10 protein-coding genes are annotated in these 11244 nt (G+C 73.1%); 6 read left to right on the plus strand and 4 right to left on the minus strand.

Annotated elements, in window-relative coordinates; genetic code table 11:
• Nucleotides 1-12: 12 nt before the first annotated feature.
• On the minus strand, nucleotides 13-1452 hold the full coding sequence (pdxR, locus tag Aut01nite_RS35645) for a MocR-like pyridoxine biosynthesis transcription factor PdxR (protein WP_236642463.1): 1440 nt from the start codon (nucleotides 1450-1452) through the stop codon (nucleotides 13-15).
• Nucleotides 1453-1648: 196 nt separating this feature from the next.
• On the opposite strand from pdxR, the gene Aut01nite_RS35650 reads away from it, so the two are divergent.
• Complete coding sequence (locus Aut01nite_RS35650; protein WP_043521575.1) at nucleotides 1649-2569, plus strand: DMT family transporter; 921 nt, start codon at nucleotides 1649-1651, stop codon at nucleotides 2567-2569.
• A 278-nt stretch (nucleotides 2570-2847) separates the two neighbouring features.
• On the opposite strand, the gene Aut01nite_RS35655 is transcribed toward Aut01nite_RS35650, so the two are convergent.
• Complete coding sequence (locus Aut01nite_RS35655; RefSeq protein ID WP_043521576.1) at nucleotides 2848-4152, minus strand: serine hydrolase domain-containing protein; 1305 nt, start codon at nucleotides 4150-4152, stop codon at nucleotides 2848-2850.
• A 94-nt stretch (nucleotides 4153-4246) separates the two neighbouring features.
• Between Aut01nite_RS35655 and Aut01nite_RS35660 the strand changes: the two genes are divergently transcribed.
• The 3 genes from Aut01nite_RS35660 (at nucleotide 4247) to Aut01nite_RS35670 (ending at nucleotide 6604) form a co-directional block, all read left to right on the plus strand.
• Nucleotides 4247-4696 (plus strand): NfeD family protein, encoded by a 450-nt coding sequence (locus tag Aut01nite_RS35660; protein ID WP_043521577.1) that lies wholly within the window; start codon nucleotides 4247-4249, stop codon nucleotides 4694-4696.
• An 11-nt stretch (nucleotides 4697-4707) separates the two neighbouring features.
• Nucleotides 4708-5817, plus strand: a complete 1110-nt coding sequence (locus tag Aut01nite_RS35665) for an SPFH domain-containing protein (protein ID WP_043521578.1) — start codon at nucleotides 4708-4710, stop codon at nucleotides 5815-5817.
• Between the two features lie 112 nt (nucleotides 5818-5929).
• Complete coding sequence (locus tag Aut01nite_RS35670) at nucleotides 5930-6604, plus strand: hypothetical protein (protein WP_043521580.1); 675 nt, start codon at nucleotides 5930-5932, stop codon at nucleotides 6602-6604.
• Between the two features lies 1 nt (nucleotide 6605).
• On the opposite strand, the gene Aut01nite_RS35675 is transcribed toward Aut01nite_RS35670, so the two are convergent.
• Nucleotides 6606-7400 carry a TrmH family RNA methyltransferase gene (locus tag Aut01nite_RS35675; protein ID WP_043521581.1) on the minus strand — a complete coding sequence of 265 codons (795 nt, stop codon included), beginning with the start codon at nucleotides 7398-7400 and terminating at the stop codon, nucleotides 6606-6608.
• A gap of 150 nt (nucleotides 7401-7550) precedes the next feature.
• Here Aut01nite_RS35675 and Aut01nite_RS35680 point away from each other — a divergent pair, with 150 nt between their 5' ends.
• The gene (locus Aut01nite_RS35680) at nucleotides 7551-9164 is read left to right on the plus strand and encodes a flavohemoprotein (RefSeq protein ID WP_239124632.1); all 1614 of its coding nucleotides are present in this window, start codon (nucleotides 7551-7553) and stop codon (nucleotides 9162-9164) included.
• A 297-nt stretch (nucleotides 9165-9461) separates the two neighbouring features.
• Here the strand turns inward: Aut01nite_RS35680 and Aut01nite_RS35685 are convergent, their stop codons facing one another.
• Nucleotides 9462-10703 carry a serine hydrolase domain-containing protein gene (locus Aut01nite_RS35685; RefSeq protein ID WP_201775409.1) on the minus strand — a complete coding sequence of 414 codons (1242 nt, stop codon included), beginning with the start codon at nucleotides 10701-10703 and terminating at the stop codon, nucleotides 9462-9464.
• A gap of 52 nt (nucleotides 10704-10755) precedes the next feature.
• On the opposite strand from Aut01nite_RS35685, the gene Aut01nite_RS35690 reads away from it, so the two are divergent.
• Nucleotides 10756-11205 carry a MarR family winged helix-turn-helix transcriptional regulator gene (locus Aut01nite_RS35690; protein WP_043521582.1) on the plus strand — a complete coding sequence of 150 codons (450 nt, stop codon included), beginning with the start codon at nucleotides 10756-10758 and terminating at the stop codon, nucleotides 11203-11205.
• Nucleotides 11206-11244: the final 39 nt, after the last annotated feature.

The following is an 11244-nucleotide window of genomic DNA, read 5'->3' on the forward strand; positions in this document are numbered from 1 at the left end:
TCCGGCCGCGACTCACCCGCCGCCGGGGGTGAGGGCGCGGCCGATCCGGGCGGCGGCCTCGGCGAGACGGTCCGGTGAGTGCGCGGCGTAGCCGATCACCAGGCCCGGCGGGCCGGTGCGGCGCCGATGCCAGGACAGCGGGTGCACCAGTACGCCCTCCGCCGCGACCCGCTCGGCCAGCAGCACGTCGTCGTCCGTGCCGGGCAGCGTCACCAGCAGATGCAGCCCGGCCGCGACGCCGGCGACGCGTGCCCGCGGCAGATGCGCGCGCAATCCGGTGAGCAGGGCGTCACGGCGCGACCGCTGCCGGGTACGCACGGCGCGCAGATGCCGCTCGTAGTCCCCGGACGCCAGCAGCTCCGCCAGCACGAGTTGCGGGATCACCGGGTTGCCGAGGTCGCTGGCGTGTTTGGCGGCGAGCAGTTCGGCCTGCATCGGCCGGGGCGCGATCAGCCAGCCGATCCGCATGCCGGGCGCGAGAGACTTGGAGATGCTGCCGAGGTACGCCACCCGGTCCGGCGCCGACCCCTGCAGGGCGGCCACCGGCGCCCGGTCGTACCGGTGCTCGGCGTCGTAGTCGTCCTCGACCACCAACCGGTCCCGGTCCGCCCAGGTGAGCAGCTCACGGCGCCGGCCGGGGGAGAGCACCACCCCCGTCGGGAACTGGTGCGCGGGGGTGAGGACCGCCGCGCGCACCCCGGTCGCGGCCAGTTCGCCGACCCGCATGCCGTGCTCGTCGACCGGGATCTCGACCGGCCGCATCCCCCAGTACGTCATCTGGTCCACGGTGCCGCGCGACCCGGGCTCCTCCACCGCCGCCGCGTCGATGCCCCGGGCTCGCAACACGTGCGCGAGCAGGGCGAGCCCTTGCGCGACGCCCGCGGTGACCACGACGTCGTCCGCCTCGCACCGGACCCCGCGGGTACGGGCCAGCCAGCCCACCAGCTCCGACCGCAGCCGTGGCGTCCCACCCGGGTCGCCGTACCGCAGGTCGGCGGCGGTGATCCGGTCCAGCACCGCGCGTTCGGCCCGCAACCACGCCGCCCGCGGGAACGCCGACAGATCCGGGATGCCCGGTGACAGGTCCAGGTCGACGCCGTCCGGAGTGGAGATCGGCAGCCGTAGCTCGTCCAGGGTCCGCCGCCGGTCCACGGCCGGCCGTCCCGCGTTCGGCGTCCCGCGCCCGGTGACCACCGTGCCCGCGCCGGTCCGTGCCGCGGCCAGCCCCTCGTCGACGAGCCGCTGGTACGCCTGCACCACCACACCCCGGGACACGCCCAGCTCCGCCGCGAGCAGCCGGGTCGCCGGCAGCCGGTCCCCGGGCGCCAGCCGCTGGGCCGTGATCGCCGACCGCAGCCCCTCGGTCAGCCACGCGGTGAGCCCTTTCGCCGGGGCGTCCGCCGCCCGCAGCTGCAGGAAGTCCGACCCGCCGATGCCCGCCCCCCGACCCACGCCGCTCCTCCCCGCCACCGCAACCCGAACCCGTCCGGCCGGGGCCGCCCCTGATCCACCCGATCCGCCCCGCCCACCGCAACCCCGGATCGGCCCGGTTGGTCGCCTCCCGCCCACCGCAACCTCGGATTGGTCCGGTTGGTCGCCTCCCGATTGGTCCTCGAACCGGACCATACCGCGGTGCAGCATCGAAGGCATGAAAGCTCTCCCCGCCCTCGCCGGCGCCGCCGGCATGGTCTTCGTCGGTGGCAGCGTCGCCGTCTCCGGGCACCTGACCGACGCCCCGATGTTCACCGTGCAGGCCCTCCGCTACACCGTGGCCTGCCTGTTGCTGCTGGCCTGGGCCCGCGCGACCCGGTCGCCGGTGCGCCCGCCCCGAGGCCGGGACTGGCTCTGGCTGACCGGTGTCACCCTGACCGGCCTGGTGATCTTCAACGTGGCGCTGGTCCAGGGCTCCCGGCACGCCGAGCCCGCGGTCATCGGCGTCGCCGTCGCCTGCGTCCCGATCGTGCTGGCCGCGGCCGGCCCGCTGCTGGAGGGCCGCCGCCCCGCCGCCCGGGTGCTGGCCGCCGCGGTCGTGGTGACCCTCGGCGCCGCGCTGGTGCAGGGCCTCGGCCGGACCGACGCCGCCGGGCTGCTCTGGGCCTTCGTCACGTTCGCCTGCGAGGCGGCGTTCACCCTGCTCGCCGTGCCGGTGCTGGGCCGGCACGGGCCGCTCGGGGTGTCCGTGCACGCCACCTGGCTGGGCGCCGCGATGTTCGCCGTGATCGGCCTGGCCGCCGAGGGGCCCGCCGCGGTGACCCGGTTGCACGCCGACGACGTGCTCGCCGGTGTGTACCTGGCCGTCCTGGTCACCGCCGTCGCGTTCGTCCTCTGGTACACCTGCGTGGCCCGGATCGGCTCCGGCCGCGCCGGCCTGCTGACCGGCGTCGCCCCGATCGCCGCCGCGGCCGCGGGCGTCGCCCTCGGCGGCCCCGCCCCGGCCCCCGCCGTCTGGTTCGGCATCGCCACCGTCGCCGCCGGCCTGGCCCTCGGCCTCACCGCCGCCCGCACCCCGTCCCGCCCCCACCCACGGCTGGTGCTGGCCGCTGTCTCCCCGCCGTCGAGACAGCCCTGACAACCAGCCAGGGCCGCTGATTCGGCCCGACCCGACTGGTGTGGCTGCTGTGTCCGGGGGTTGAGGCAGCGGTGAGAGCCAGCCGGGGGTGGTGGTTTCGTGCGGCTGGTTGTGGCTGCCGTGTCGTGAGGTTCAGGTAGCGGTGGGAGCCAGCCGGGGGTGGTGGTCTTGTCCGGCTGGTTGTGGCTGCTGTGTCCCGGGGTGAGGCAGCCTGCCGTGGCCGCCGCGAGTCACGGGACCGTGGGTGGCCCGTACCGGAGCATGGGTTTGATCGTGATTCAGGCGAGGTGCATCGGGTCGCGGCTGAAGACGAAGGTGGCGATGTCGAGGTGGGTGGGGGCGCCGTCGGGGGAGCGGAGGATGCGCAGGACCTCGCCCTCGTTGGGGCCGGAGAGGCCGCGCCAGCGGTCCGGGGCCTCGCGGGCGAAGCGGGTCGGGGCGCCGGGGCCGCTCATGACCAGGGTGTCGCCCTCCGGGGTGATCGAGTGCTCGCGGCCCATCCACCACCAGCGGCCGCAGATCTCGGCGGCCTCGCCCTCGGGAGCGGTGGGCGGCCGCCAGGGGGTGATCGGGTCGGGTTCGCTGTCCAGGGTGGCGGTCAGCGTGGACAGGCTGACCTGCTGAACGGTGGTGCCGTCGAGGCCGTAGGCGTTGGCGAAGACGATCACCCCGAACCGGCTGCGCCGATGAACCACGATATGAGCGACATATCCTGGCATGGAGCCGCCGTGTCCGACGTAGACGCGCTCGCCGACCCGGAACAGTTGCGGCCCGAGCCCGTGGCCCGCGGTCCACGACTCCAGGTCGCTGATGACCACGGGCGCGCACATCTCGTCGACGGTCTCCCGGGACAGCACCGCGGGCGCCGGATCGGCCAGGAACCCGGCCCACTTGGCCATGTCGGTGACGGTCGACCAGAGCTGACCGGCGGGCGCCATCGCGCCGGTGCCCGGCCGTGGCTCCTCGTGCAGGGCGCCGGTGAGGGCGTGCACGACATAACCCCTGGCGTACGGCTCCACCGGCGAGAAGGTGGTCCGTTTCATGCCGAGCGGGTCGAGGACGCGTTTGCCGACGAGTTCCGACCAGCCCATCCCGGTGACCTTCTCCACGACCGCGCCGAGCAGGCCGTACGCGAGGTTGGAGTAGCGGTAGCGCCGGTACGGCGGCCCGGCCAGCTTCTCGTAGGTCAGCTCGGCCAGCAGCTTGTCCACGTCACCGCCGGGGTTGCGTTCCCACCACGGGCCGTCCGGCTCGCGCTGCAGGCCGGAGACGTGCCCGAGCAGTTGCCGCAGCGTCACGCCGCCGATCGGGGTGCCCGGCAGGTGCCGGTAGAGCAGGTCGTCGAGGGCGAAGAACCCCTCGTCGCGCAGCTGCATGACGAGCGTCGCGGTGATGGTCTTGGTGATCGAGCCGAGCCGGTACTGCGTCTTCGGGTCCGGGCGCGGCTGCTCCCCGGCGGCCGCGAAGTGCAGCACCGCCCGATCGCGGACGACGGCGAGAGCGAGCGACGGCACCCGGCCGCCCGCCTGCGCCCGGGCGGCGATCTCATCGATCCGGCGAACGGTCTCCGGAAGCAACGACACGATGGTCCCTCTCCTCGTACGAACTCATGGGTCTAACTGTTTCGAGCGGCTCCGGCTACTGCCCGTACGTGCTCGGGCGTGCCACGATCGAGGGGTGGAAGCCGTTCTCTGGATCGTCCTCGCCATCGCGCTGGCCATCGGCGAGGCTTTTACCGCGACGATTCTCGTCATCTTCTTCGCCGCGGGGGCCCTGGCCGCGGCGGGAGCGGCCGCGCTCGGCGCCGGCCCGCTGGTGCAGGTGATCGTCTTCGCCATCGTCTCCGGCATCTCGGTGGCGGCGGTCCGGCCGATCATCATGCGGCACGCCCGGTCCGCGCTCGAGACCGGGGAGACGCCGTTCGGTGTCGAGGCGATCGAGGGTTCTCGCGGCACGGTCGTGGACGCGGTGGACAGCGACCAGGGCATGATAAAGATCGACGGGGAGCTGTGGCAGGCCCGGTCGTTCGACGGTAACGAGACCTTCGCACCGGGTGAGCACGTCCGCGTCGTCAAGTTGCGCGGCACGACTCTCCTGGTGTGGCACGACGATTCGCCCCACATCTAGGGAGTGGCGTCATGGAATTCCTGATTCCCCTGCTCGGGCTAGTGATCCTGCTCTTCGCGGTGACGACGCTCGTGAAATCGGTCCGGATCGTCCCGCAACAGCGGATGGACGTGATCGAGCGGCTCGGCAAGTACAAGCGCACCCTCTCGCCCGGTCTCAACCTGCTGGTGCCGTTCGTCGACGCGGTGCGGACCAAGGTCGACATGCGCGAGCAGGTGGTCTCCTTCCCGCCGCAGCCGGTGATCACCTCGGACAACCTGGTGGTCTCGATCGACACGGTGCTCTACTTCAAGGTGGTCGACCCGGTGCGGGCCACCTACGAGATCTCGCACTTCCTGCAGGCGATCGAGCAGCTCACCGTCACCACCCTGCGCAACGTGATCGGCTCGCTGGACCTGGAGCGGGCGCTGACCAGCCGCGACCAGATCAACAAGCACCTGTCCAGCGTGCTCGACGAGACCACCGGCCGCTGGGGCATCAAGGTCACCCGGGTGGAGCTCAAGGCGATCGAGCCGCCGCCCAGCATCCGTGACTCCATGGAGAAGCAGATGCGCGCCGAGCGGGAGCGCCGCGCCACCATCCTGAACGCGGAGGGCCACAAGCAGGCCGCGATCCTCACCGCCGAGGGTGAGAAACAGTCGCAAGTGCTGCGCGCCGACGGAGACCGGCAGGCCCGGATCCTTCAGGCCGAGGGCCAGGCCAAGGCGATCCGCACCGTTTTCGACGCCATCCACCAGGCCAATCCGTCACAGAAGGTGCTCGCCTACCAATACCTGCAGTCCCTGCCGCAGATCGCCAACGGCACTGCCAACAAGGTGTGGATCCTGCCGACCGAGCTGACCAAGGCCCTGGAAGGCCTCGGCGGTGCGCTCGGCGGCCTGGGAAACATGGTCGGCGACGAGCCCCTGCAGAGCGTCGACTCGGAGGCGGCCGAGCGTGAGGCCCTGGCCGCGGCCGAGGCGGCGGCTGCCGAGGCGAAGAAGGTGGACGCCGAGGTGCGGCAGGCCGAGGCGGACGTGTCCGGCGGCCAGCAGGGTCTTCCCGCTCCGCATGCGATTCCTCCGGCGGCGGCGCTCGGCGGGGCTGACTACGATGGGTCGGCGCATGTGGAGAAACGCTGATTTTGTGAGATCGGCCGCATCGCCGTGTGAATTTTTGGCATGCTTCCCAGCAGGATTCCCGACCGGTGCCCCCGGCCGCTCGGCTTGTTGCCCCTGCTAGTGAGGCGGAGCCATGAGCATCAGCCCTCGTCAGACGGCGAGTGGCCGGCCCTTGCGGGTCGCACCCGCATGGGTCGGCGCCCCGACCCCGACCCCCGTCGAGACGGACGGACATCTCCTGCCGGTTCGCGACGCGATCTGGATCTGGTCGGTCCGCAGATACGCGCGCCTGGCGCTGTGGGCGCTGCCGATGGCGGCGGTGCTCTACGGCTGGCTGACCCTCGGCGTGCAGGGCCCGCCCGGCCCGCTCGCCGTCGGCCTGCTCGCCGGATGGCTGGCCACCATCGCCCTGATCGCCCTGGCCGGGCTGCTCGCCGGATCCCGGACCCGGGTGTGCGCCCTGGCCGGGCTGCTCGTCACGCTGGCCGGTGTCACCCTGCTGGTGCCGCTGGCGGCCCTGTCCGAGGACGCGGTGGTGGCGAGCGCCCCGATGGCCGCCGGGCACGTCCCCGACCTGCTCACCACCGCCGCGGCGATCGCCTCCTCCGGGCTGCTGCTGCTCGGCTGGGCGGTCTTCCGGTCGAAGCTGGTCAACCCGGCCGACGGGGTGCTGCTGATGCTCGCCGCGGTGGCGATGGGCGCCGGCACCTCGATGTCCCAGCCGGTGCCCACCGTCGGCGCGTTGCTGCTGCTCGCCGCGGGCATGGGCCTGGCCTGGACCGGCGGCCGCCTGGTCCCGCTGCACTGATTCAGCGGGTCAGCTCGTAGAACGCGATCGCCGCCGCCGTCGCCACGTTCAGCGAGTCGACGTTGTTGTACATCGGGATCACCACGCGGGCGTCGGCGGCCTCCAGCGCGGTCCGGGTCAGTCCCGGGCCCTCCGCGCCGAGCAGCAGGGCGGGCCTCTTCCGCTGCTCCTCGCCGAGGCTCTGCAGGGCGACCGCGCCCTCGCCCGGCGTGAGGGCGAGCAGGGCGAAACCGGCCTCCCGGATCGCCTGGAGCGTGCCGGGCCAGTCCTCCGACTTCGCGTACGGGATGGCGAACACCTCACCCATGCTGACCCGGACGGCCCGGCGGTAGAGCGGATCCGCGCAGTTCGGCGACAGGATCACGGCGTCGATGCCGAGAGCCGCCGCGCTCCGGAACAGCGCGCCGAGATTGGTGTGGGTGTTGAGCCCCTCCAGGACGGCCAGCGTCCGCGCCTTCGCCAGGACGTCCGCGATGTCGGGCAGGTCCCGGCGGTGGAACGAGGCGAGGATGCCCCGGTGCACGTGGAACCCGGTGATCGTCTCCAGGATCGCGGGCGGCGCCGAGTACAGGGGCGCGCCGGCCGGCAGCCCGGCCAGCTGATCGACCCGCTTCTCGTCGACCAGCGCCGACCGCATCCGGTACCCGGCCCGCAGCGCCCGCTGGATGACCAGCTCCCCCTCGGCGATGAACAGTCCGTTCGGCGGTTCCCACCGGGTCCGCAGTTCGACGTCGGTGAGGGCGCGGTAGTCACCGATCCGCGGATCGTCCGGGTCGGTGATGGTCAGAGCTGGCACACCGGCATTCTGCCGGGTCCCGATTTCCGTCGTCCCGCCGAGCCGCCGCGGGTAGGGTCGATGCTGTCGAGACCGCCGGGGGTGTCCGTGTCGTCTGGTTCGGGACCGGGATCTGACCCGCATCTGCTCAGCCTGCTGCGTGCCATCCGATTGCGCCAGAACGCACCCGATGCCGCCGCCGCGGGCGCGGCCGACACCGCCGCCGCCCTCTCCGAGCCGGCAGCCGGGAAGGACAAGGCCGAGGAGACGCCCCCGCAGGCGCCGCCCGCCGTCGAGCCGGTGAACCCACCACCCTATTTCTCCGGCCGCCGCCCCTCCGACCACGACCGGGTCGCCGCCGAGAACGCGCGCTCCGCGGCGCAGGAGCCCTCACTCTGGCGCGGTGACCCGGGGGCCACCCTGGGCCGCGCCGGCCTGCAGCCACGCGCCGCCGCCCGCGGTTCGGTGCCACCGGTCGGCGGCATCACCCCGTCCGGCCCGACCACCCCGGTGCCGAACGTCCCGCCGGTCGCCGCCATCCGCCCACCCGCCGCGCCCGGCACCGACCTCCCGCCCCCGGCCGCGCCACCCCCGCCCGGCGCCTTCCTGCGCGGCGGCGGCTCCGCCCGGCGCGGTGGCCTCGGCAGCGACGGCATGGACCCGGCGGACGACGCCGCGCTGCTCGCCACCCAGCGCCTGCTCAGCACCAGCATCACCTTCGCCGGCGGCGTCGACGAGGTCGCCCAGCGCCTCTGGCAGGCCCTGCGCCAGGCCCAGCCCGAGCTGCTCACCGCGCTGCCCGGCGACCCGGAAGCGCAGCGGGCCCACCTGGCCGCCGCGCTCACCTGGCTGGTCCACCACATGGAGAACCCGCCGGCCCTGGTCTCCGGCTGCGGCCGGCTCGGCGCCGTCCTCGCCGTGTGCGGCGTCCAGTGGAAACAGCTGCAACTCGTCGGCGCCGCCCTGGCCGAGTCCCTGCGGGCCGGCATGTCCCCGGGCAACTGGCGGCAGGACTTCGACCACGCCTGGCGCTGGACCTGGCAGCACACCTACGAGTGGATCGTGCACGGCGGGACGCTCGCCGCCTACCAGCCGACCGTCTGGGACGCCGAGGTCGTCGCGCACGAACGACGCCGTTCCGACCTCGCGGTCATCCGGGTCCGCCCGTTCCTGCCGATGCCGTTCCGGCCCGGACAGTTCGCCCGCTTCGAGATCCCCGGCATGCCCGGCGTCTGGCGGCCGTACTCCCTGGCCGGCGCCCCGCACCGCGACTCCCTGATCGAGCTGCACGTCCGCGCCAAGAGCGAGAACGGCGTCAGCGGCGCCCTCGTCCACCGCGTCCGTCGCGGCCACCGCCTGCGGCTGACCGGCGCCGAAGGCGACATGGGCCTGCCCGAGACTCCCGGCCGCGGCGTCCTCATGATCGCCGGCGACACCGGGGTGGCCCCGATGAAGGCGATGCTCGCCGAACTCGCCGCCACCGAGGACACCCGCCCCGCCGTGCTCTTCTGGGGCGTCCGCGACCTGGACGAGCTCTACGACATCGAGGACCTCACCGACCTCACCGCCCGGATCCCGCGCGCCACCGTGGTCCCGGTGATCGCCGAGGGCGACTCCGGGCCGTACCTGTCCGGCCTGGTCACCGACGCCGTCGCCGCCTACGGCGAGTGGTCCCGCCACGAGGTCTACCTGGCCGGCCCGCCGCTGATGCTCGCCAACACCAGCGCCTCCCTGCTCCGCCTGGGCATCGAACCCGCCCAGATCCACCACGACCCCCCGGAGTAGCCGCATGCCGGGCCTGCGGTCCGGTCACGGTGATCCCACTTCGCAGAACCGGCGATTCGTACGCTCGGGACCGGCCACGAACACACAGCGGCCGTCCCGTGGCCCCCGCGCGAGGTCCGCGGGGCTACTGCCGAAACGCGGCCGCCGGGCCGAATGCGGTGGTCGCCGCTACCCCTCGGGTCTTCTGGTCTGTGGGTCGCGAGCCGTGCGCCACGTGCGCGGCGGTCGCGTGCGTGGCGCACGGCTGACCGCTGATGCGCGGCCGTGGAGATGCCGATCAGCGCGCGACGGTGCCGATCAGCGCGTGAGCGTGCGGAGGACGGCGTTGATGAGGTCGGCGTTCTCACCGGCGGCGCCACCGGGGAAGCCGAAGCGGCGGCGGGTGTAGGCATAGGTGATGCCGTGAGACGGGTCGGCGAGCGCATGGGTGCCCGCGGCGCCGCTGTGGCCGAAGGCGGACCCGCTCAGGCCGGGATAGCGGGGGTGCTGGGCCTCGAAGCCGAGACCGAAGTGGCTGTCCTCGCCGGTGACCCGGTCGGAGCCGGCGGAGGAGACGGCGGCGAACTGGTCGATGGTGGCCCGGTCGAGCAGGGGATCGGCGCCGTCGGCGCCCCAGAGGGCGGCGGCGTACATCCGGGCCAGGCCGCGGGCGCTCGCCACACCCCCGGCCGAGGACTGGCCGAGAGCCCGTACCGCCGGGATGTCGATCCATTCGACGAGGTCGGTGGGCGGATCGGCGTTCAGGTTGAACGCGATCCCGGTGAGGCTGAGCGGCGCGATGTCCGGTTTCTGGGAAGCCGGCAGCACCGGTAGATAGCGAGCGGCGGGCGTGCCACCGGCAGTCGGCGTAGTACGAGCGGCGACCGGCGTGGCGTCGGCAGACGGGGTAGTGCTGGCGGCGGCCGTGTCGCCTCCGGTGGGCGGGGCCGGCGTGTCGGTGGTGAAGGACGGGTCGCCGAGGAAGACGTCGACGGCGTAGGGAGTCCGGATCAGGGAGTGGAACAGTTCCTGGACGGTGTGGCCGGTGGCGCGTTCGGCGACGGCGCCGAGCAGGGCGCCGATCACGAAGGCGTGGTACCCGTAGGCGTGGCCGGGCTTCCAGAACGGCTTCTGGCGTACCAGTCGGTCGGCGAGGATCCGGTCGTCGGCGAGCTCGACGGTGTGGAAGCCGCCGTCGACGCCGATCAGGCCGCTGCGGTGGGCGAGCAGGTCGCGCAGGGTCAGGTCGTCCTTGCCGTCGCCGGCGAACTCCGGCCACCACGTGGTGACCCTGCGGTCCAGGTCGAGCACCCGGTCCTGGACGAGACGTGCGATCACCAGGTGCGCGGCGCCCTTGGTGGCGGAGAAGACGCCGGTCAGGGTGTCCGGGCCGGCCGACGCGGTGGTCCAGAGGTCGACGACGAGCCGGCCCTCCACGTAGACGGCCAGCTGGGCGGCCCAGTCCTCGGTGACGACCTCGGCGAACACGTCGCGGACCTCGGCGTACGCGTCTTCGGTGGTGCCGTTCACGTAGTCCATGGCCAGGGAACCTATAGTCACCGAATATGATAGTCAATGGAGGTGATTATAAATGAATGTTACCATCTCGCGAATGCGGCGCAGTGAACGCAAACAGCAGGAGCCGGACCTGGGTGTGCTCGCCAGCCGGCTGCTCTTCGGGGTGCAGAGCGAACTCTTCGCCACCCTGGCCCAGCAGGGACACGCCGGACTCCGCCCGCAGCACGGCGCGGTGCTCGCCCACCTGGACGCCGAGGGCAGCCGCGCCACCGACCTGGCCCGGCACTCCGGCCAGCACAAACAGGTCGTCGGCAAGCTCGTCGACGAGCTGGAGCAACTGGGTTACGTGGAGCGCCGTCCCGATCCCACGGACCGGCGCGCCAAACTGATCGTCCCGACCGCCCGCGGCCTCGACCAGATGGAACGCTCCGACGCCATCGTCGCCGGCATCGAGGAGCGTGCCGCCTCCGCGGTGGGCGCGGAGGCGTACGCGACCTTCAAAGATCTTCTCCGGCGGGTGAGCGCACACCAGCGCGGCGGGTGAGGCCCGGGCGCTCAGCGCGGTCGAGCCCCGATCTGGGCA

It is taken from the genome of Actinoplanes utahensis, assembly GCF_016862455.1.
GTDB classification, from domain to species: Bacteria; Actinomycetota; Actinomycetes; order Mycobacteriales; family Micromonosporaceae; genus Actinoplanes; species Actinoplanes utahensis.